Annotated in this window: 18 protein-coding genes, 1 tRNA gene and 1 pseudogene; 6 read left to right on the top strand and 14 right to left on the bottom strand. The window is 67.7% G+C overall.

All coding sequences use genetic code 11. From position 1 onward, the window contains the following. Nucleotides 1-234, top strand: a pseudogene (locus AC069H_RS42090) (TetR/AcrR family transcriptional regulator); the annotation flags it as partial. Nucleotides 235-320: 86 nt separating this feature from the next. Here AC069H_RS42090 and AC069H_RS42085 read toward each other — a convergent pair. Then, nucleotides 321-887, bottom strand: a complete 567-nt coding sequence (locus tag AC069H_RS42085; RefSeq protein WP_478236069.1) for a hypothetical protein — start codon at nt 885-887, stop codon at nt 321-323. Further along, a complete protein-coding gene (locus AC069H_RS42080; protein ID WP_478236068.1) occupies nt 884-1,246 on the bottom strand; it encodes a hypothetical protein in 363 nt (120 codons plus the stop codon). The genes AC069H_RS42085 and AC069H_RS42080 overlap by 4 nt, the downstream gene beginning before the upstream one ends. A gap of 49 nt (nt 1,247-1,295) precedes the next feature. On the opposite strand from AC069H_RS42080, the gene AC069H_RS42075 reads away from it, so the two are divergent. Then, entirely contained in the window at nt 1,296-2,489 is a 1,194-nt protein-coding gene (locus tag AC069H_RS42075; protein WP_478236067.1) for a tyrosine-type recombinase/integrase, read from the top strand. A 117-nt stretch (nt 2,490-2,606) separates the two neighbouring features. Here AC069H_RS42075 and AC069H_RS42070 read toward each other — a convergent pair. From AC069H_RS42070 to AC069H_RS42055, 4 genes are all read right to left on the bottom strand, one after another. Next, nucleotides 2,607-2,680: transfer RNA gene (locus AC069H_RS42070), tRNA-Pro, on the bottom strand. A 139-nt stretch (nt 2,681-2,819) separates the two neighbouring features. Then, nucleotides 2,820-3,989: an alginate lyase family protein gene (locus AC069H_RS42065; protein WP_478236066.1), complete on the bottom strand. Its 1,170-nt coding sequence runs from the start codon at nt 3,987-3,989 to the stop codon at nt 2,820-2,822. A gap of 133 nt (nt 3,990-4,122) precedes the next feature. After that, complete coding sequence (locus AC069H_RS42060; RefSeq protein ID WP_478236065.1) at nt 4,123-5,148, bottom strand: lactonase family protein; 1,026 nt, start codon at nt 5,146-5,148, stop codon at nt 4,123-4,125. A 72-nt stretch (nt 5,149-5,220) separates the two neighbouring features. Next, nucleotides 5,221-7,437 carry a glycosyl hydrolase family 18 protein gene (locus AC069H_RS42055; RefSeq protein WP_478236070.1) on the bottom strand — a complete coding sequence of 739 codons (2,217 nt, stop codon included), beginning with the start codon at nt 7,435-7,437 and terminating at the stop codon, nt 5,221-5,223. A 221-nt stretch (nt 7,438-7,658) separates the two neighbouring features. Between AC069H_RS42055 and AC069H_RS42050 the strand changes: the two genes are divergently transcribed. Together AC069H_RS42050 and AC069H_RS42045 are read left to right on the top strand one after the other, a co-directional pair. Next, nucleotides 7,659-8,261, top strand: a complete 603-nt coding sequence (locus AC069H_RS42050; protein WP_478236064.1) for an RNA polymerase sigma factor — start codon at nt 7,659-7,661, stop codon at nt 8,259-8,261. Then, the gene (locus tag AC069H_RS42045; RefSeq protein WP_478236063.1) at nt 8,254-9,159 is read left to right on the top strand and encodes a CU044_5270 family protein; all 906 of its coding nucleotides are present in this window, start codon (nt 8,254-8,256) and stop codon (nt 9,157-9,159) included. Before AC069H_RS42050 ends, AC069H_RS42045 begins: the two co-directional genes overlap by 8 nt. A gap of 4 nt (nt 9,160-9,163) precedes the next feature. Here AC069H_RS42045 and AC069H_RS42040 read toward each other — a convergent pair whose 3' ends face one another. Together AC069H_RS42040 and AC069H_RS42035 are read right to left on the bottom strand one after the other, a co-directional pair. Then, the gene (locus tag AC069H_RS42040; protein WP_478236062.1) at nt 9,164-9,943 is read right to left on the bottom strand and encodes an enoyl-CoA hydratase/isomerase family protein; all 780 of its coding nucleotides are present in this window, start codon (nt 9,941-9,943) and stop codon (nt 9,164-9,166) included. A 36-nt stretch (nt 9,944-9,979) separates the two neighbouring features. Further along, nucleotides 9,980-10,870 carry a PaaX family transcriptional regulator gene (locus tag AC069H_RS42035; RefSeq protein WP_478236061.1) on the bottom strand — a complete coding sequence of 297 codons (891 nt, stop codon included), beginning with the start codon at nt 10,868-10,870 and terminating at the stop codon, nt 9,980-9,982. A gap of 146 nt (nt 10,871-11,016) precedes the next feature. On the opposite strand from AC069H_RS42035, the gene AC069H_RS42030 reads away from it, so the two are divergent. Continuing rightward, a complete protein-coding gene (locus tag AC069H_RS42030) occupies nt 11,017-12,654 on the top strand; it encodes an ABC-F family ATP-binding cassette domain-containing protein (protein WP_478236060.1) in 1,638 nt (545 codons plus the stop codon). A gap of 54 nt (nt 12,655-12,708) precedes the next feature. Here the strand turns inward: AC069H_RS42030 and AC069H_RS42025 are convergent, their stop codons facing one another. The 6 genes from AC069H_RS42025 to AC069H_RS42000 form a co-directional block, all read right to left on the bottom strand. Further along, the gene (locus tag AC069H_RS42025) at nt 12,709-13,527 is read right to left on the bottom strand and encodes a carbohydrate ABC transporter permease (protein ID WP_340682204.1); all 819 of its coding nucleotides are present in this window, start codon (nt 13,525-13,527) and stop codon (nt 12,709-12,711) included. Continuing rightward, nucleotides 13,524-14,411, bottom strand: coding sequence for a carbohydrate ABC transporter permease (locus AC069H_RS42020; RefSeq protein WP_478236059.1), 888 nt, complete (start codon nt 14,409-14,411; stop codon nt 13,524-13,526). The genes AC069H_RS42025 and AC069H_RS42020 overlap by 4 nt, the downstream gene beginning before the upstream one ends. Nucleotides 14,412-14,418: 7 nt before the next feature. Then, on the bottom strand, nt 14,419-15,690 hold the full coding sequence (locus AC069H_RS42015) for an extracellular solute-binding protein (protein ID WP_478236058.1): 1,272 nt from the start codon (nt 15,688-15,690) through the stop codon (nt 14,419-14,421). Nucleotides 15,691-15,828: 138 nt separating this feature from the next. After that, nucleotides 15,829-17,934 carry an alpha-galactosidase gene (locus tag AC069H_RS42010; RefSeq protein ID WP_478236057.1) on the bottom strand — a complete coding sequence of 702 codons (2,106 nt, stop codon included), beginning with the start codon at nt 17,932-17,934 and terminating at the stop codon, nt 15,829-15,831. A 398-nt stretch (nt 17,935-18,332) separates the two neighbouring features. Next, nucleotides 18,333-18,770, bottom strand: a complete 438-nt coding sequence (locus AC069H_RS42005) for a PPOX class F420-dependent oxidoreductase (RefSeq protein ID WP_478236056.1) — start codon at nt 18,768-18,770, stop codon at nt 18,333-18,335. Nucleotides 18,771-18,809: 39 nt separating this feature from the next. Beyond that, nucleotides 18,810-19,757, bottom strand: coding sequence for a methionyl-tRNA formyltransferase (locus AC069H_RS42000; protein WP_478236055.1), 948 nt, complete (start codon nt 19,755-19,757; stop codon nt 18,810-18,812). 137 nt (nt 19,758-19,894) lie between these two features. Between AC069H_RS42000 and AC069H_RS41995 the strand changes: the two genes are divergently transcribed. Continuing rightward, nucleotides 19,895-21,238, top strand: a complete 1,344-nt coding sequence (locus AC069H_RS41995) for a lysine N(6)-hydroxylase/L-ornithine N(5)-oxygenase family protein (RefSeq protein WP_478236054.1) — start codon at nt 19,895-19,897, stop codon at nt 21,236-21,238. Nucleotides 21,239-21,276 lie beyond the last annotated feature (38 nt).

Raw genomic sequence — 21,276 nt, 5'->3', positions numbered from 1 at the left:
ACCGCTCTCGGCGCGGCGTCCGAGATCGCGTGGAAAGCACGCGCCGCCGGTGACGGGGACGACCAGGCCAGGGCCGCACGGATGACCGAGATCGCTATGCAGTTCCCGCGGCTGCGCGCCCTCAGCGAGGGATGGACCGACGACGACCCGGCCACCACCTCCGGCCGCGAACTTGAATTCGGCCTCCAGACGATCCTGGATGGCCTGCAAGCCCGACTCTCTGCCCGGTCATAGACACGCCGCCCAGCGTCAGAGAGGTCGCCGCCCCGTGCGGCCGCTCCGATTCAGTGTTACGGAGAGGTTTAGGCTTGTCGTTAGCCCTAGTCCGGTCGCCTCTGATGGTCGGGGTCGCTGGCCGACTCAGCCCGCCGGGCCGCTGAGGGTAGCGGCGGCACCACGAGCAGGCCGGTGGCCGAGCCGGTTCGTGCGTCGTCGCGCTGCCGCGTGAGCACCCGGTTCTCGGCTTGGAGCTGGTTGTTCTCCAGTCGTAGGACTTGGATGGCGCGCAGCAGGGTGTGCGTGGTGGCCCGCCATTCGTCGCGCTCATGGCACATCTCGGTGTGGCGGGCTTTCAGGAAGTGGAGCTCAGTGCTGAGCTGATCGTTGCGGCCGTGGAGTTCGGTCTCGAGCGGGGTTGTCGGTGTGGCGCGTTGCCGGGCGAGAGCGACGAGGCGGTCGCCGAGGTCGCGGCAGGAACCTTGGGTGATGTGGTTGCGGTCGACGCCTGCTTCGCGAGCGAGCGCTGATTTGTTCAGCCGTCCCGGTGGGACCTGGGTCGGTGTGTCGGTGAGCATGCGGGTCATGGCGGCGAGCACGGCCTGGCGGGTCGGATGTGTCTCTTGCTCCAGCTCACGGCGAGTGGGCGGCAGTGCTGGGCTGTCGGTCATGGGATGTCGCCTTCGATGTTGGCCGGGTGCGGGAGCGGGGTACCCGTGGCGCCGATCCGGGTCGCCCAGTGAAAGCCGGCGGTGGCGCGATGACCGGCGGCGTTGCGGCGTAGCCGGATCGCCTCGGGTTCGGGGGCGATTTCTGCCCAGGCCTCCAGCCGGGCCGCGGCGTGTTCGTGGTGCTGCGCGTAGTGGTCGGTGTAGTAGCGGTTGCGGCAGCCGGGGTGACAGTTGGACAGGTCGGGTTCGGTGCGGGCGTCCAGGGCGGTCTGGATGTTGAGGTTGCCCCTGTGGACCGGACACCCTGATCCCAGACAGTGGTCTGGGGAAGGATGTCCGGTCCACAGGGGCAACCTCACTGGACTCGTCGCCGGGCGGTGCGGGTAACCAGGAGGGGACGGAAGCCCGGTGAGTGACCCGATCAAGAAGATCACCCTGAAGGACGGGGCGGTCAGGTACCGGTTCGTGGTGGACATCGGCCGTGAGCCGAAGACAGGCAAGCGCAAGCAGCTGACCAAGACGTTCGACACGAAGAAGGACGCAAGAGCGGAGTACGCCCGGATCAGGCATCAGACTGACGAGGGGACGTTCGTATCGCCGGACAAGATCACTGTTGCGACCTGGCTCGACACCTGGCTGAAGTCGGCGACGATCCACGTCGAGAAGGCCACGGCCCGGAACTACGCGGACGCCATACGTCCGGCCCGCGAACGCCTTGGGGACAAGCGGCTTCAACTGCTCACCGAGGAGGACGTCGACGACCTGGTGGAGTGGATGCTTGCCTCCGGCCGTAAACGCGGGGGCAAGACAGGTACGGGGTTGAGTGCTCGGTCCGTACAGCTCACCCTCGGGCGGCTTCGGTCGGCGCTCATCGTGGCGGTACGACGGAAGCTTGTGGTGCGCAACGTTGCCCAGTACACGGAGATACCGCGGGAGGCGCGTAAGCAGGCGCGTGCGGCCAAGGCTCAGCGCAAGCCGTGGGATGCGGAGGAAGTCAAGACCTTCCTCGCGCACCTGGCCGGACACCGGCTGGAAGCGGGCATGCTGCTGACGTTGATCGGGCTGGGACCCGCTGAGGTCTGTGGACTGAAGTGGGATGAGCACGTCGATCTCGACGCAAAGTCTCCGACCATCAAGGCCGGTGAGAACACCCGGACGCTCGTCTGGGGCGAAAACGGCGGTGAGGTCGAGGAGAAGGGTGGGAAGACCGAGAACCGTCCACGGAAGCTACCGCTTCCGTCGCCCGTTGCAGAGGCGCTGCGTCGCGCCAAGGCGCGGCAGGCTCGCGAGAGGCTGGCCGCTGGCGAAGCCTACGAGAACTCCGGCTATGTCCTCGTTGACGAGCTGGGCCGGTCGTGCCGTACTGACTGGCTGCGTCGCAGAGCATACGAGCTGATGGAGGGTGCTGGTGTGAGACGTGTGAGGTTGTACGACGCCCGGCATGCTTGCCTGACCTACCTGCGGATGGCGGGAGTGCCTGGCCCCATCGTGTCCGCCTGGGCGGGCCATGGGGACCTGACGATCGCAGATCGGGTCTACGTCCATCCGGATGTCGCCCACCTCGAAACCGCGGCTAAGCATCTCGGCGCGTTGCTTAGCTGACAAGCAGTACAACCGTTCGTGCGAAAATGTGAGACGACAGGCCCCAAACGCAACTCAGGGCCTTGCCTCACCGAAGTGATCCAAGGCCCTGACCTGGGCTTCCTACTACTCTTCCGGTCGGGCTGACAGGATTCGAACCTGCGACCCCTTGACCCCCAGTCAAGTGCGCTACCAAACTGCGCCACAGCCCGGACCCGCGCTCCGTGGAGTGCGATGTGAGTACTTTAGCGGGTCCCGGACGGGGGCTTGCAACCAGGGGTCACTGTGTGTCTGAGCTGGGAAAACGGTCCGTGAGGGCCGCCCTGCCGCATTCGGGCGGCCCTCACGGGGTCACTGGGGGTTGCCGGCGTGGGTGAGGGTCTGCCAGGAGACGAACAGGTTGTTGGTGCCCGCCGGGCGCTGGCGCAGGGTGAGGGCCTCGGTGTTGCTCATGGTGTGCCCGAGGCGCGTGTGGAGATGGTTGTAGCCGACCTCGGTGATCGGGCCGAGGCCGAGCTTCAAGTCGCCGCCGCAAAGCCACGACGGGACGGCCGCGCCCATCTGGTACCTCGCGTGGAAGCCGAGGCCTTCGCGGAGGCGGTCGGCGATCTCGGGGTAGAGGTCCTGGCCCTGGATGCGGGTGGTCTCGGCGAAGTTCGCGATGGCGGCGAGGCCGTAGCCGGTGTGGGTGAAGTCGCGGCAGGTCTCCTGGGAGAGGCCGTTGACGAACGTCGTCTGGCCTTGCCAGTACTTGACGATCTTGTCGCGGGTGTCCAGGCCGCTGCCGGGCGCGGTCTTCGGGAGCGCACCGTCGCTGGTCAAGTAGAGGTAAGCGGGGACGCGGGTGCGGAACTTCGCGACGGCCTTGTCGTAGGCCGCCTTGTCGTCGAGGAACACGGCGATGCCGATCGCGGCCTCGGTCATGCTGAGTTCCCAGTTGCCGTTGCTGTGGCTGCCGTTGATCACCTCGGGCAGGTACACGTTCCGGAGCATGGTGCCGAAGCGGCCGGAATTCGGCCAGCTCGTGTACGTGTGCTTGATGATCTCCGCCGCGCGTGGCCACGAGGAGGCCGACCACGCCGACTGCAGGGGAGCGTTGCTGTTCGTGTGATCCTTCAGTATCGCGGACCACGCGTCCATGATCTCGATCGCTTTGGTCGCGTATTTCGCGTCGCGCGTGATGTACCACGCCAGCGAAAGCGAATACGCGGCGATCGCGTCTTGCCGCTCATCGGTACAGCCGATGTTCGGATTCGAATAGGAACCGCATTCGACGATGGCGCGGGGTTTCGGTGACCGCGACAGTGAGGCGTACGAACTCGACATCATAGCGTCGTAAGCCTGTTTCCACGGTTGCGCGCCGGCCTGCACCTTGGCGCGGACGAAATCCAATTGTGGGCGGCTGACCAGTACGCCGGGATGGGTGAAGGTGGCGGGTGCGGCCTGCGCGAGGGCGCTGAAAAGGCCCAGTGCCAACGGGACGAGCGTGGTCAGGGCGAGCAGTTTCCTCGGTAGGGACATGGGACTCCTCGAGTGGGTGTGAACCAGGTCACCGGCGGCGCGCGATTCAGTGTCATGGTCTGAACCAGGTGCGTCAAGGCCTTTGTTCACCTCGAAAAGAAAGAAGGCCCGCCCGTTCAGCGGGCTGAACGGATCAGTGCGGCCAGACACCGATGAAGGCCGGGCTTCCGACCGGATAAGTGCCGATCAGGCGCCAGGTCGCGCGTTCGTAGGCCTGGATCGCGTCAGAGTTCTGCGACGCGACATAGCAATGCTCGCCGACAACGGAGAAGTGCCGCGGCCATGCGCCGGTCCGATGGTCGGCGACGGCCTGCGGAAGCACACCGTCGAACGTGAACTCCGTGATCCTCTCGGGACCCCGGTTCGACAGGAACAGCCGGTCTTCGTGCAGGACGAGCTGTGCCGGGAGGTTCTCGCGGCCGGGTTCGAGCGTCGCGGGAACGGCGTTCTCGACGGCGAACGTGCCTGGTGGCTCTTCGCGCACCGTCACCAGCGAGGCGGCCAGTTCGCCGACGACGTACGCGTGATTTGTGCCGGGACGCCGGACCAGTTGCCGCGGACCGGTGCCCGCGGGCAGCGTCGACACCGACAAGGGGATCAGCTCGCCCTCCTCGCCGAGGCGGTAGCCGCGGATCTCGTCCGTGCCCAGGTCGACCGCGCTGACCAGTGTCCCGGTCTCGTCGACGACGGCCATGTGGACGTGCGCCGCCTCCTGCCGCTCGGTGTCCGGGCCGCTGCCTTCGTGCCGGACCAGCGCCGTCCGCACGGTGGGCACTCCGTCCGGGCCCAGCGCGAAAGCGGCCAGGCTGCCGCCGCTGTAGTTGGCGCACAACAGGTACCGGCCATCGGGAGTGACCGCCAGGTGGCACGGATCAGCGCCGCCGGTCGGCAGCGAGTTCAGCGCCGACAGCGTGCCGTCTTCGGCGACGGCCACCGCGGTGATCGCGCCTTCGGCCGTTTCGTTCACCGCGTAGAGCACAGGAAGCGTGGGGTGCGGCGTCAGCCAGCTCGGCGAGTCCAGCGCGAGCGAACCAGCCGGGGTCAGCTCCCCGGTCCGCGCGTCGCGCCAGAACGTGCCGATGCCCTCGCCGCTGCCGTTGCTCGCCGCCGTGTAGGAGCCGGCGATGAGCAGAGTCGGGTCATCATTCGCAGAAGTCACGAAGCACACTGTGCAGCAAGCCGAGGTGGAGGTGAAGCCCTCGCGCGTGGCTCACCACGCGCGAGGGAGTCGTCACTTCAGTGAGTTGTCCACCGTGGTCATGAGGGATCCGGTGTCACCGGACATCTCCCAGGCCATGACCCCGAGCAGCCCTCTGGTCTTGAGCCAGGCCACCTTCTGCTGGATGGACCAGGCGTCGTCGAAGGTCCACCATTGCCCTCCGTTGCCCGTGTAGCACGACGTGGCCACGGCCGCGGTGTCGTGCTGGACGGCGCAGTTGGGGACACTGGCCAAGAGATTCGCGTAGCCACGAGTACCTGCTTCCTCGGCGAACTGGCCTGGCGCGGCTCCGGTCGCGCTCTGCCATTCGCCCTTCTTGCCGCCGTCCGCGACCCCTTGCCAGCCTCTCCCGTAGAAGGCGAGGCCGAGGGTGAGTTTCCGTGGATTGGCCCCGGCCTCGGTGTAGGCGTTGATCGCCGACTCCACGCTGAACTTGAAGTTGTACGGATCGTCCGCGTCGGCGTAGAGGTTCCCCTGGTGGCCGGTGCGGTTCGGCTCCCACGAGTTGTCGCTGCCGGAGCCGTGGAAGTCGTAGCCCTGCACGTTCGCGACGTCGAGGTAGTCGAAGATCTTCGGGATCTCCCAGCCGCCCTTCACCTTCGCCGGGTCGGCGGGGGTGAACGCCTGCAGTTCGTACCGTTTGCCGGTGGTCGCGCCGTAGGCGTCCATCTGCGTGCGGAACTCGGCGAGCAGAGCGGTCAGGTTCGTCTTGTCGTTGGCGCTCCAGTGGTTCCCGGGGTGCCCGTCGGGGCTGCCCGGCCACTCCCAGTCGATGTCGATGCCGTCGAAGATGCCCGCGGCCGTACCCGGACCGCCGGCGCCGCCGTACGGCTTCACGTTCCCCTTGAGGTACGTGTCGATGCACGACGCGACGAACTTCTGCCGCGACGCGGGCGTGGCCGCGACGTCGGAGAAGTACTTCGAGTAGGTCCAGCCGCCCAAGGAGATGAGAATCTTCAGGTTGGGGTACTTGGCCTTGAGCTTCTTCAGCTGGTTGAAGTTGCCGCGCAGCGTCTCCCAGCCGGTGTCGCCGACGCCGTCGACGGACTGGGCGGCGGACATCGGCCGTGAGTAGTCGGCTTCCGCGTCGCCGGCGCCGTCACCCTGGTTCGGGTCCTGGGGATTCGACGTCGTCCCCTTGGTGACACCCGAAAGGCAGGTGTGGTTGACCGGGTCGATGTTCCCGAAGGCGTACAGCAGATGGGTCAGCTTGGCGGCGGATCCGTTGGTCACCAGGTTCTTGACGAAGAACTGGCGGCCGTAGATGCCCCACTGGACGAAGTAGCCGACCCGGGCGTACCCGTTCACGATGTCTCCGGTGCGAGCGCTGGCGGCGGCGCTGGCGGCGGAGACGTTGTCGTAACCGTCGCGGGCTTTGACCGTGAAAGAGTACGAAGTGGACGGTGAAAGCCCGGTCACCGTCGCGGTCGTCCCGGTCACCGTGGTGGCGAGGGTCGTGCCGCGGTAGACGTCGTAGGAGACGACGCCGGTGTTGTCGGTGGACGCGTTCCACGCCAGCGAGATCGAGCCCGAGGTGACCGCCGTCGAGCGGAGGCTCGACGGCACGGTCGGTGCCTGGGTGTCGTCGCTCGGGTTGTTGGTGGTCACCGCCAGTGCCGGGGTGGGCGGCGACTTGGCGTCCTTCCGGTCCTTGGCGACGACGGTGAAGCTGTACGCCGTGTTCGGCGTCAGCCCGGTGATCCTCGCTTCGGTGCCGGTGACCGAGGCCGCCAGCGTGGTGCCCTGGTAGACGTCGTAGCCGACGACGGGCAGGGAGCCCGGGGCGGCGGCGTTCCAGGCCAGTGCGGCGGTCGTGGTCGTCTTCGCCACGAGCCGCAGGTTGGACGGTGTCGACGGCGGTGTGTCGCCGGAACCGTCGCAGTTCGCGTCGTCGATCCGGCACGTGAGCGGGTTGACCGCGGAACTGAGCCGGAACGACGGGCTGTAGGGATAGGTCGAACGGCCCGGCGCGAGCGATTTGATGTAGAACGCCGGGGTGAGGGTGACCTGGTCGCCCGACTGGGAGACCGTGGCGTGCGAGCCGCTCGTGGCGGTCACGCCGGCGGGGACGGTGAAGGTGATGGACCAGTCGGCGACGGTTTCGCCGCTGGGGTTGGTGACGGTGTACTCACCGGTGGTTCCGGCCAAGGTGAAGGCGGCGCGGAGGCGGCCCGCCGCTAGTGCCGGAGTGCCCGCGGCTACCAGGAGCCCGGCGGCGAGGAGTGTCACGGTGAGTGCGCTGAGTAGTCGTTTTCGGGTGCGTCTCATGGCGGTTCTCTCCAAAAGAGGCGGCGAGACTGACCTGCTCTGAATGATGGCGCGTGTGGTCTAGACCACACTTGAATGTAGCGCGGGACGCATAAAAGGTCTAGACCGATTCGGCGGTCGTGAACCCGTTCGGCCCCGGCCGCGGACAGCAGGTGACACTGACGAACGGCGAAGGGCGGTCCATGAGCTCATCTGGGGCGGATCCGGGCGATCTCGAAGACGCTGAGTTGATCGCGAGATCGGCGACCAGGCCGGACTGGTTCTCCGCGATCTTCGACCGGCATGCCGCGCACATCCACCGTTACCTGGTCAGGCGCATCGGGCCCGCCGCCGCCGACGACGCGTTGGGGGAGGCGTTCCTCGTGGCGTTCCGCAAACGCGAGGGCTACGACACCGAGCGCCGCGACGCCAGGCCATGGCTCTACGGGATCGCCACCAACCTCGTGGCGCAGCGGCGCCGTGAGGAGGCCAGGGAGCTGAAGCTGCGGGACGCCCTCGGCCCGCCGTCTCACGAAGAAGGACACGCCGAGCGCGTCGCGGAACAGGTGACCGCCGAGGCGATGGGGAAGCTGCTGGACTCCGCGTTGGCGGAACTGAACGACGGAGACCGGGACGCGCTCACGTTGTTCGCCGGAGAAGGCCTGAGCTACGAGGAAGTGGCCTCGGCGCTGGGTATTCCGCTCGGCACCGTCCGCTCGCGGCTCAACCGCGCCCGCCGCAAGGTCCGCGAGGCGCTGGGGCGCCCGGACACCACGACTTCGAAGGAGATCTCCACCCATGGATGAGCTGCGGTTGATCGCCGAGCGGACCGGCTCGGTGCCGCTCGCGGAATCCGGTGCACTCGGCCCGGCGCGGGCGCGCTTGATGGCCGAGATCGCCGCCGCCGAAGCGGAAAACGTGGTGCCGCTGCGGAAACGGCGGCGCTGGGTCTGGACCGGGGCGGGCGCGGCCGGGCTGGCCGCGGCCATCACCGCGGTCGTCGCGCTGGCGCCCGTCGAGCAGGTCGGTCTCGAACCACCCTCGGCCGCCGCGGATCCCGTGACGGTGCTCCGGAACGCCGCCGCGGCCGCGCTGAAGTCTCCCGCCACGCCGCCGAGGCCCGACCAATTCCTCTACACCAAGACCAAGGATCCCCACGGCGAACGGGAATCGTGGCTTTCGGCCGATGGCACCCACGACGGGGTGATCAAGGAGGCGGACGGAAGTTCGTTCCCGCTTCCGGGCTGTCGGAACGGGCGGGCGCAGGCGTACAAGGGCGAAGAACCGCTCAAGGGCGTCACGGAGCCGTGCGAGCCGACCGTCCGCGATCGCCGTGACCTCCCCACCGGCGCCGACGCGATGTTCGCCTACCTCAACGCCCACCACTCCGGTGAGGACGGCGACTACAACGCGATGGGCAAGGACATCCAGGAGCTGGCGAGTGGGTACTACCTGTCGCCCGCGACTCGCGCCGCCCTGTTCGAAGCCGCTGCGAAGGTGCCCCGGCTCCGGGTCGTGGAGACCGCCCACGACGCGGCGGGAAGGCCCGGAGTCGGGATCACGTGGCCGTTGAAGCCCAGCGACGGTCCGGACGCGGAGCCGATCGTGATCGTCTTCACCGCGGACACGTTCCAGTTCCTGGGCACGAATTCGACCGCGGTGACCGCGTCCGGCGTCGTGGACGCGGTCGGCCAGCGGCCATAGCGGATCAGCGGCCGGTGAAGGTCGCCTTGCCGGGGCCGTCGGCGAGGAACGACTTCACCGCGCCGCGCAGGTCCTCGGTGTCGAAGAGCCCGGCGGCGATCGTCGTGATGTGTTCGTTCGCCTCGGCGACGCCGCCGTGCTCGTAGTGCTCCAGGACCTTCTTGGTGGCGGCGTGCGCCTTCGTCGGCCCCTGGGCGAGGTCGGTCGCGAAGGCGCGTGCGGCCTCGTCGAAGCCGTCCACCGGGAGCACCCGGTTGACCACGTTCCAGCGTTCGAGTGTCGCGGCGTCGTAGGTCGCGCCCGTCATCACGAACTCCTTGGCGCGGCCGACGCCGGCGCGGGCGGCGAGCCGCTGCGTGCCGCCCATGGTCGGGGTCAGGCCGACGACCCGTTCGACCAGGCCGAACTTGGCCTTCTCGCTCGCGAGGATGAGGTCGCAGGCGACCGCGACCTCGAACGCCCATGTCAGGCACAGGCCGTGGGCGGCGAACACGGTGGGGAACGGGAGCGCGGCGATCCGGTCGGGGATCGCCAGCATCTCGTCGAAGAGCACCTTCGCCTCGGCCGCGTTCGACTGGGCGTCGAACAGGGAGACGTCCACGCCACCGCTGACGATCTTCCCTTCGGCGCGGATCAGCGCCGCGCGCGGCGGCGTGGCCTCCAGTTCACCGATCGCCTCGCCCAGTTCGGCCTGCAGATCCGCCGTATAGAGGTTCAGTGGCGGCGAAGCGATGGTCAGGACGGCGAGGTCGGCTTCACGGTCGAGGCGGATCGAGGCGGCCAAGGCGGGTTCCCTCCGATGGGGTCGTTTTCCGTGACCCTAGCCCGACGCCGCCACGAGTTCGTCCCATTGCGCCTGTGCTTCTGGTCGCCATTCGACGTGCTTGCGGTGGAACAGGTCCGCCGCGCGCACGCCGCTCCAACCGTCGGGGAGAAGTTTTAGCGGAAGCCGGGGATCGAGGAACGGGAAGCTGCGCCATTCGTGGACGAGTTCGGTCTGCGCCCGCAGGACGCCGCGTTCACCGGATGGGTGTAACCCGGTGAACCGGTCGATGAAGTCCTCGTAGCGGTCCTTGAGGTCACTCAGGTCCCAGGACCGCGCGACCATCGTCTCCTGATCGCCGACGTCACCGTAGGCGGCGGTGAACGACATCGCCTGCGCGTCGAGGCCGAGCTCCTGCACGATCTGCTGGGCCTCCCGTTGGCGGCTGAGATCCGGGCTGACCCAGACACCGGCCACCGGCGAACCGAACCCGGCCCACGTCAGGCGGGTGCGCAGCCTGTGCCGGAGATCCCGCTTCGCTTCGGGGACCGACACGATCAGCATCAGCCAGCGATCGTCCCAGGTCTTCTCCTCGTTGCCGAACGCGTAGATCCGTTCCGCGCCTTCGGTCAGGAGACGCCTGCCGGGTGGAGTGAGCGACCAGCGCACTCTTCGTCCGACGCGTTCGGAGACGACCCAGCCCTCGGCGGAGGAACGGGCCAGCGCCTGCCGTGCGGACTTCTCCTCGATGTCCAGCACGCGCAGCGCCTCGACCAGCGTCGAGGTCCAGATCGCTTGGTCACGGGGCAGGACGTACTCGCCGAGGATCGTCATCAGCAGCGACCGCGCGCTGGCATGACCGACTTCCCGCCGCCTGCTCAACGTCGGCCTACGGGTACCGCCTTTCTGCTGGTGGACGACGGGGACCGGGGTGGCGGAGTCCGCCATTTGCTGTCACCGACCTCAATGCTCGGGGATTCGTTCGGGTCCAGAAGAACAACCAGGCTACCCACGTTCCGTGATCGCTTGGATACTTGCCACTCTTCCGAGGGACCACGAGGTGTCCAATCGGCCCCCGTAGACTTACCGATCTCATGAGCGCCACACTCGTTGCCAAGAATCTCGCCGCCGGCCACGGCGACCGCGTTCTGTTCTCCGGTCTCGACCTGGTCGTCGCGCCCGGCGAAGTGATCGGTCTCGTCGGTGTCAACGGGGCGGGCAAGTCGACCCTGCTGAAGACCCTCGGCGGCCTCGTCCCGCCGGAAGAGGGCAGCGTCCGGCTGAACCCGCCGACGGCCACCGTCGGTCACCTCCCGCAGGAGCCGGAACGCCGTGAGGGTGAGTCCGTCCGCGCGTTCCTCTCCCGGCGCACCGGCGTCACCGCCGCGCAGGCCGCGCTCGACGCCGCCACCGAAGGGCTCACCGCGGGCGAACCCGGCGCGGACGACGCGTACGGTCTCGCGCTCGACCGCTGGCTCGCGCTCGGCGGGGCCGACCTGGACGACAGGGCGGGCGAGGTCGTCGCGGATCTCGGGCTCACCGTGAGCCTCGACCAGCCGATGCTGTCGTTGTCGGGCGGGCAGGCGGCCCGAGCGGGGATGGCGTCGCTGCTGCTGAGCCGGTACGACATCTTCCTGCTCGACGAGCCGACCAACGACCTCGACCTCGACGGGCTGGAACGGCTCGAACGGTTCGTGACCGGGTTGCGCGCCGGGACCGTGCTGGTCAGCCACGACCGGGAATTCCTCGCCCGCACCGTGGACCGCGTCGTCGAACTCGACTACGCGCAGCAGCAGGTGCGGACCTACGGCGGCGGGTACGAGTCGTACCTGGAGGAACGCGCCGTCGCGCGGCGGCACGCCCGTGAGGAGTACGAGGAGTTCGCGAACACCAAGGCCTCACTCGAAGCGCGTGGTGCGATGCAGCGTTCGTGGATGGAGAAGGGCGTCAAGAACGCCCGGCGCAAGGCCACCGACAACGACAAGGTGGGCCGCAAGTTCCGGAGCGAGGCGACGGAGAAGCAGGCGTCGAAGGCGCGGCAGACCGACCGCATGATCGAGCGGCTCGAAGTCGTCGAGGAACCGCGCAAGGAATGGGAACTGCGGATGGAGATCGCCGCCGCACCTCGGGCGGGCGCGGTCGTGGCTACCCTGCGCGGCGCGGTGGTGCGGCGGGGCGAGTTCACCCTCGGCCCGGTGGACCTGCAGATCGACTGGGCGGACAAGGTCGCGATCACGGGGGCCAACGGCGCCGGGAAGTCGACGCTGCTCGCGGCGTTGCTCGGACGGGTCCCGGCCGACGAAGGCGCCGTGTCACTCGGTTCCGGTGTCGTGGTCGGTGAGGTCGACCAGGCGCGGAAGCTGTTCCTCGGCGACCTTCCGCTCGTCGAGGCCTTCGCCCGCGAGGTCCCGGAACTGGCCGACGCCGACGTGCGGACGCTGCTGGCGAAGTACGGGCTCAAGGCCGCGCACGTCCTCCGGTCCGCGGCCACGTTGTCGCCGGGGGAGCGGACCCGGTCCGCGCTGGCGCTGCTGCAGGCACGCGGGGTGAACCTGCTCGTGCTCGACGAGCCGACGAACCACCTCGACCTGCCCGCGATCGAGCAACTGGAGTCGGCGCTGACGGAGTATCCGGGGACACTACTGCTGGTGACGCACGACCGCCGGATGCTGGACGCGGTGGCGACGACGCGGCGGCTGGAAGTCGCCGAGGGCAAGGTCACGGAACTCTGAGCATTTAGTCCTCTGAATGCTCAGCGCATTCAGAGGACTAAATGCGGCAGGAGGTCAGCCCTTGGTCGCCCCGCCGGTCAGCCCCTTCACGAACTGCTTCTGCAAAGCCAGGTAGAAGATCAGCACCGGAAGGGTCGCCAGGAACATCAACGCGAACACGCTGCCGAGATCCGCCTGGTACTGCCCGATCGACCGGTAGATCCCGGTGGTGATCGTCGTGCCCTGGCTGGGGCCGAGGATGATCAACGGGTCGATGAAATCGTTCCAGATCCACACCCCGAGGAAGATCAGCACACTCGCCGTGGCCGGGCGCAGCAGCGGGAACACGATCCGCCAGAACACCTGCGTCCTGCTCGCGCCATCGAGCAGCGCGGCCTCCTCGAGCTCCACAGGAACCCCGCGGATGAACCCGGTGAACACGAAGACGCCGAACGGTACGTAGTAGCCGACGTTGAACAGCACCAAGCCCTGGATCGTCGCCATCAGCCCGGTCAGCCGCAGCACTTCGGTGACCGGTATGAGGATCACCTGCGGCGGGATCATCAAGCCGGCCAACAGGATCAGCGCGAGCACCTTGGTCCATCGCTTGCCGGAACGCGCCAGATAGTGCCCGAGCATGGCCGAGAGCACGGTCAGCACGATGATCGACAGCAGGGTGACGAGCAGGCTGTTCGCCAGGCTCACCCAGAACAGGCCGTCGGGCCGCGTGAGGACGGCGTGGATGTTGGTCAGCGTCGGTGGCAGCGGGACCGACGCCGGCTCCTGGGCGATCTGGTCGCCGGGTTTGAAGACGTTGACGAGCACGTAGTACAGCGGCACGGCGAAGAGCGCGCTCGCCAGGATCGCCGCGGCGGGCCGGAGTTTCGTGGTCACAGGTCCACCTCCCGCCGCCGCAGGAACCGCAGCACGATCGTGGTCAGGGCCGCCACGATCACCAGCATCACGACGGCCATCGCGGACGCGTAGCCGACATGGTTCGCGTCGAGGCCGGTGGCGAGGACGTCGAACGCGATGGTGGCCGTGGTCCCCGAACCCGGCCCGCCGTTGGTGACCACCTTGACGTAGTCGTAGGTCTTGAACGCCGAGATCAGCAGGACGACGGTGTTGATCGTCAGCGACGGCGCGAGCAGCGGCCAGGTCACCGCGCGGAATCGGCGGACCGGTCCGGCGCCGTCGATCTCCGCGGCCTCCAGCAGTTCGGCCGGGACACCTTGCAAGCCCGCGAGATACACGACCACGCAGAATCCCAGCATCTGCCAGCACACGATCGACGCGACCGAGTACAGCGCGAGATCCGGATCCGAAAGCCAGCCCGGCGGGTGCTCGACGCCGAGGGCGCGGAGCGCGTCGTTGACCGGGCCCCGGTCGTCGAGCAGTTTCGTCCAGATGATGCTCACCACGACGGAGCTGAGGATCACGGGCGTGAAGAACACGCTCCGCAGAACGTTGTACAGCCGGCCTTTCCGGTCGAGCAGCAACGCGACGCCGAGCCCCAGCACGTTCGGGACGACCACGACGATCACGGTCAGGATCGTCGTGACCCGCAGCGCGGTCAGGAACTGTTCGTCCTGGAACAGCGACCGGTAGTTCTCGAGGCCCACGAATTCCGCGGGCGGGTTGAACGGATTGTGGTTCGTCAGGCTGTAGCCGAAGCTGATGAGGATCGGCGCCATGACGAAGCAGAGGTAGATGACGACGCCGGGCGCGCCGAACGAGGCGAAATGCCACACCCGCGGCAGGATCGGTTTTCTCCCCATCGTGGTGTCAGCGTGCCTTCGCCCATTCGGTGTCCAGGAACGCGCACGCGTCGGCCACCGTTTTGCGGCCGGTGATGACGTCCTGCGCGGCCTGGTAGACCTTGTCCTTCATCCCCGGCAGGAGCCCGTCGTCCGCGGTTTCCCAGCTGAAGGCGTTCACGATCGCGTTCTTCGCGACGGCTTCCTGGTACAGGTCGTAGCCCGCCTTGAAGACCGGGCCGACGTCGGAGGGCGGCGTGTATCCCTTGATCGCGGGGAACAGGCCATCGGCCTTGACCGAGGCGTCGATCTGCTCCTTGTCGAGTTGGAATGCGAGCGCGAACTTCCTTGCCGCGTCGAGGTTCCGCGATTTGGCGTTGACGACGATGCCGCCGCCGGTGTAGGCGGGCACGACAAGTTTCCCGTCCTCGGAAGGGAAATTGAAGACGCCGATCTCGAACGGCGGGTTCTTGGCGTCGGCACTGGCGGCGAACCAGTTGCCCATCGGGTACATGGCGCCTTCACCGTTGAGGAAGGCCGCCTCGGTCGCCGAGTAGTCCCGCGAGACCTGGGTCTTGTCGAGGTAGCCCTTGGCCACCAGGTCGGCGAACTTGCCGAATGCCTGCTGGAAGGCCGGATCCGTGAACTTGACCTGGTCGGCCCGGCGCTGGGACAGCCAGTCCGGTGTCCTGCCGTAGACGTCGACGCTGACCAGGCCGTCCAGCAGCATCGCGGACGGGAACCCTTCCTTGCCGCCGCCGATGGTGAACGGGGTGATGCCCTTCGCCTTCAGTTTCTCCGACGCGGCGAGGAGTTCGTTCCACGTCTTCGGCGTCGACGTGATCCCGGCGTCGGCGAAGAGCTTTTTGTTGTAGTAGATCGGCGGGATGGTCTGGGTGTTGGCGGGCAGCTGATGGTGTCCGCCCTTGATCGGGTTGGCCGCCGGGAACTGGAAGTCCTCGAGCTCCTCGGGCGTCCACGCGTAGAGGTTGCCCGATTCGGCGAAACCGGCGGAGTCGATGGCGATCGCGACGTCGGGGAACTGGCCGGACTGCAACAGCTGCTTGGCGTAGCCGGTGCGGTCGGTCGACGGGGCGACCAGTTTCTTCACGCTCAGGCCGGGATCGCGGTCGGTGACGCGTTTGATGGCGGAGTCCCAATAGGACGGTGGGAGGTTCGGCGTCTCGAACGTCAGGAAGGTGATCTCGCTGCCGGAGGCGTTCGTCCCGCCGCCGACGGTGCATCCGGTGAGGCTCGCGGCGAGGAGTAGTGCGGCTCCCAACGCGAAGGACCTTCTCATGCCCCAGTCACCCTTCTCGCGGCGATGCACGGCGTCTCATATACGACGGCATTCGATCGGATGTCTAGAGTGATGTCAAGCGGCTTCTGTGGCTCAAATGCGCCGGAAGGGGGAGATACATCGGATCTATTTGGCCGCTCAGAGCTTTGTCAGCCGGATCACGACGCTGGCGAAGTCGCCCTCCGGCAAACCCGGGAACAGGCCGTGTGCCAGGAGCGAGGCACCGTGCCACACCTTTCCGGTGTCCTCGTCGCGGTAGCGGGCGGAGGGGTCGAGTCCGTCGAGCCGGACCAGTCGTTCGTGAGTGGGGAAATGTGCCGCTTGCCGGAACACGAACACCACCGCGCGTCCACCGTCGGCCGCAACGTACTGCAGCGCGGAGACGCCATCGGTGGCAGGCGGCACGAGACGATGGAGCCTGCCGTGCTGGACGATGGGCCGGATCTCCTTGTACAGCGCGATCTGTTCGCGCGCGTGGTCCAGCTCCTCCTCGGACCACTTCACGATGTCGCCGCCGATACCGAGCACCCCCGTCATCGCGACGTGGAACCGGAAGCGCAGTGGCGTGGATCGCCGGGTGACGAAGTTGGGATCGTCGGTGACCCACGCCGACATCGCGCGCGCCGGGTACACCTGGCCGTAGCCGTGCTGGATGACGAGCCGGTCGAGCGCGTCGGTGTTGTCGGAAGTCCAGACCTGGTCCGTCCTGGCCATGATCCCGAGATCGATCCGGCCGCCACCGCCGCTGCACGCCTCGATCCGCAGGCCGGGATGGCGGGCGCGCAGGCGGTCCATGATCGCGTAGACCGAGCGGGTGTGCTCCACCCACAACCTGTCCGGATTGCTGTCGGTGGGCCAGCCCGCCTCGCTGAACGGGCGGTTCATGTCCCATTTCAGGAAGTCGATCCCGTGCGTGCCGACGAGGGAGTCGAGCGTGTCGAACGCCCACTCGGCGACGTCCGGGCGGGCGAAGTTGAGGACCAGTTGCCGCCGGAGCTCCGACCGAGTCCGATGCGGATGATGGAGGACCCAGTCGGGGTGGGCGCGGTGGAGATCGCTGTCCGGATTGACCATTTCGGGTTCGACCCAGAGCCCGAATTTCATGCCGAGGCGATGCACTTCGGCGACGAGTGGTCCGAAGCCGTCGGGGAACTTCTCCCGGTTGACCTGCCAGTCGCCGAGGCCGGCGTGGTCACCGGTCCGGGCGCCGAACCAGCCGTCGTCCACCACGAACAGTTCCACGCCGAGCGCGGCCGCTCTTTTCGCGAGCGCGCGTTGCCCCGCGTCGCTGACGTCGAAACCCGTTGCCTCCCAAGAGTTGTAGAGCACCGGCCGGAGCTCGCCGGGATGCGGGAGGACATGGCCGATCGTGTACGCGTGCCAGGCGCGGCTCGCGGCACCGAATCCGCCCTCGGTGTACAACCCAGCGAAAACCGGTGTGGTGAGCGTGTCGCCGGGTGCGAGCCGGGGGATGACGCCGTCTTGGCCGAAACCGCCGGTCACGGTGAGGCGGCCGGTGGACGAGCGGGTGGTGGTGATCCGCCACGAACCGCTCCACGCGAGCACGGCGCTGTAGACCTCGCCGTGCCGCTCGGTGGCTTCGCCGTCGTCGAGCATCACCCACGGATTGGCGTGGTGGCTCGTGTTGCCGCGCCTGCTGCCGAACGTCGTTTCGCCGTGGGGGACGGGCTCGCGGAGCAGTTGGCTTTCGGCTGCCCAGCGGCCGGTGACGTGGCTGATCCGGTAGCCCGGCCGGTCCGGCACGACCCAGGTCGCCGAGTCGGCCCGGATGATCTCGATCGGGCCGTCCGTGCCGTCGTGGCCGAGTTCGGTCCAGCGCTCGATGACGTCGGTGCCTTCCGGGACGCGGTAGCCGAGCGTGATCCGGAGGGGGTAGTGGCGATCGCGGAACCGGACGCGCAACTGTCCGCCGTCGATATCGTGGCCGAGGTAGCGCCATTCGAGGGCCCGGGTCCCGTCGCCGAACCGGACCTGGAGGGCGGGGGTCCAGTACCGGGTGCCGCCGTCGGCGGCGAGTTCGTCGAGTCCCTCGTTGGGATCGTTGAAGGAGTCCCAGCGTTCTTTGGTCCGGGGGAGGAGGTCGGTGACCTGGTCTGCGGTGAGTGCAGGACCCCAGTAGACGTGGGAGGGCGTGTCGTCCTCGGTCAGCCTGAGCGCGTAACTCGTGGATGCCGCGCCGATGAGCCAGGAACGGGTGTTCTCGTCGAAAACGATCTCGGCCACGGGGCCATCCTGGCGCCGAACGGTGGCAGTGGCCAGAGGGCTCCCGCTCGGCGGTACATCGGGTTTCGTGAGTGGGCCGTCCGATCACGCCGGACGGACGACACGCGTGTGGGGATGGACGACACTCGGCGAAGTCCAGGCCGTGTCGTCCATCCAGTCACGCGAGACCGCCGGTTCGGTGCAGGCTCTTGCCTTCCCCTCGTACATGAAGCCCCCTTCCCTCGGCTGAGCCGGGGGAAGGGGGCCTTCACGCGCAGCCGCAGTGACCGCCGGTGCCTGTGGGGCGCACGTGGCGGTCACCAAGGTAGTGAAGGCCTCCTTGCCTACCCTGAAGGTAGGCAAGGAGGCCTTCACGGACTCGGGCGGGCAAGGGAAACCGGTGCGGAGACCGAAGCCTCTCAGCTGCCGACCTTCGCGATCGCCACGAAATGCTCCGGCCGTACCCGCACGATCACCTTGCCCGGAGACGTCGCGTACGCCAGCCAGTCGTCGATGGCCTCATGCCCGGCTTCGCCGAGGTACAGCCGGGCGATCGACTCCGAACCCGCTCGGACGCCGTCCGGGGCCGAAACGATCTTCGCGACCCCTTCGACGCTCACGAACGAGTAGGGCGGCACCGGGTCGTCGACGACCACCGAGACGCGGGGATTCTCCTTGAGCGCCTTGCCTTTGACGGTGTCCGCGCCCAGGTTGACCAGAATGTCGTCCCCGTCGAGGGCGAACCAGATCGGGACCGCGTGCGGCCTGCCGTCCGGGCGGACCGTCGCGAAGGCGGCGGTGCGGGTGCCTTCGGCGAGGAATGCGCGGCGCTGATCGTCGGTCATCTTCTCCGGCATGACGTTCCCTCCAGGGTGGCTGTCGAACCGTGGGCCACCTTAAGGGCGCGAGGTGAGATAACCACCCATGGTGCGGAAGTACTCGTTCGCGGTCAGTTCGGTGCCGTCCTCGGTCCGGACCCGCTCGATGACGAGACCGTGCGACCGGCCCCGGCGCGACTCCGGCCCGGCGACGATCACGACGCCGTCACCCTCACGGATGAAGATCCGGCCGGGGGTGCCGCCGTAGTGACCCACCGACACCGACGAGCGGATCACGCGCAGCTGCTTCCCGCGGTGATAAGTGAACGCGTTGGGATACGGATCGGACTGCGCGCGCACCAGCCGCTCGATCTCCTCGGCGGGCCAGGACCAGTCGATGAGGCTGTCCTCAAGGGCACGCTTGTGGAAGAAGCTGGCCTTCGACCTGTCCTGTTTGACCGGTGTGTAGTCGCCGCTCGCGATGAGCTCGATCGCCTCGGTGGTGATCGGCGCGATGAGCTCGACCGTCCGGTGGAACAGATCGGTCGTCGTGTCCTTCGGACCGACCGGCACGGCGCGCTGCAGCACGATGTCGCCCGCGTCGAGGTCGGCGTCCATCATGTGGGCGGTGAGGCCCACTTCCTTCTCGCCGTTGATCAGTGCCCAGATCAGCGGCGAGAAGCCGGCGTAGGCGGGCAGCAGCGAGTCGTGGACGTTCAGGGTGCCGTACCGCGGCATCTCGAAGATCTCGGGTGGCAGCCAGGTGCGCCAGTTGTTGGCGACGATCAGGTCGAGATCGGCTTCCTTCAGCTCCGCCAGCAGTTCCGGGTCGTCGGGACGCTGCCGCAGCAGCGCGCGGATGCCGTTGTCCCCGGCGAGGTCCGCGACGGAATCGGACCAGATCTTCTCGTAGGCGTGGTCACTCTTCGGGTGGGTGACGACGAGGGCGACGTCGTGCCCCGCGTCGATCAACGCCCGCAGGGTGCGGTGTCCCCAGGTCTGGTATCCGAACATGGCGACCCGCATGGGACCGGCCTCCTCCTGGTCGAGGGATGAACATCACCACTGAAAGTACTAGTTGAGCCTCACCTAACTTAGGTTAGGGTTCCCTGGTCTTTGTAACGAAGTACCGAGATGCGGCTGAGCCGCGCTAGGGGTTCAAGATGGCACGAGCAGTGGTCGGTGAACGGGTTCCGGTCTACGACGTGGTCGGGGTCGGGTTCGGTCCCTCGAACCTCGCGCTCGCCATCGCCGTCACCGAGCACAACGCCGCGCCGGGGGCGGAGACCGTCACCGCCCACTTCCTCGAGCGCCAGGTGCGTTTCGGCTGGCACCGCGGGATGTTGATCGACAACGCGACCATGCAGGTGTCCTTCCTCAAGGACCTGGCGACGATGCGGAACCCGACGAGTTCGTTCAGCTTCCTGTCGTATTTGCACAGCAAGGATCGGTTGGTCGATTTCATCAACCACAAGAACCTGTTCCCGCTGCGGATCGAGTTCCACGACTACTTCGAATGGGCGGCCGAGAAGGTCGACGACCTGGTCTCCTACGGTACGGAAGTACTTTCCGTGACTCCCGTCTTCGAGGGCGACGAGATCGTGTTCTTCGACGTGCACGCGCGGACCGACGGCGAACTGGTGAATCTGCGCGCCCGCAATCTGGTGATGGGCACCGGCCTGCGGCCGAACCTCCCCGAAGGTGTGACGCCGGGCACACGGATCTGGCACAACAGCGAACTCCTGCACCGGCTGGAGGGCATGTCCGCCGAGAAGCCGCGCCGGTTCGTCGTCGTCGGTGCCGGCCAGAGCGCGGCCGAGGTGAGCGCGCTGCTGCACGACCGCTTCCCGCGGGCCGAGGTGTGCGCGGTGTTCGCGCGGTACGGCTACAGCCCGGCCGACGACAGCGCGTTCGCCAACCGGATCTTCGACCCCGAGGCGGTCGGGCGGTTCTACGAAGCGCCGGCTGAGGTCAAGGACCGGCTGATGCGCTACCACGGGGCGACCAACTATTCGGCCGTGGACATCGAACTCATCGACGAGCTGTACCGGCGCGTCTACCGCGAGAAGGTGCAGGGGATCGAGCGGCTGAAGCTCATCAACGTCTCCCGCCCCACCGAGGTCACCGACACCGGCTCCGAAGTGCGGGTCACCGTCGAAGCGCTGGAGACGGGGGAGCGGACCCGGCTCGACGCCGACTTCGTCGTGTACGCCACCGGGTACAGCCCGGCGGACCCGACACCGTTGCTCGGTGAGCTGGCCTCCGCCTGCGCGCGCGACGACGAGGGCAGGCTGCGGGTCGAGCGCGACTACCGGATCGTCACCGAACCGCCGCTGGACGGCGGGATCTACCTGCAGGGCGGCACGGAGCACACGCACGGCATCACGTCGTCGCTGCTGTCCAACACCGCCGTCCGGGTCGGGGAGATCCTCCAGTCCATTGTGGACCGCCGGGCCGCGGGCGCGTCCCGGCCCGAGTACGCGGTGAGCGGGACCGGGCCAGCCTGAGGCGCGGACGATCCCGAAAGCTCTGAACGGTGGAGGCG

Source organism: Amycolatopsis sp. NPDC043887 (genome assembly GCF_056435665.1).
The sequence above is the reverse complement of the archived record's forward strand: the minus strand, read 5'-3'. Positions and strand labels throughout refer to the sequence as shown.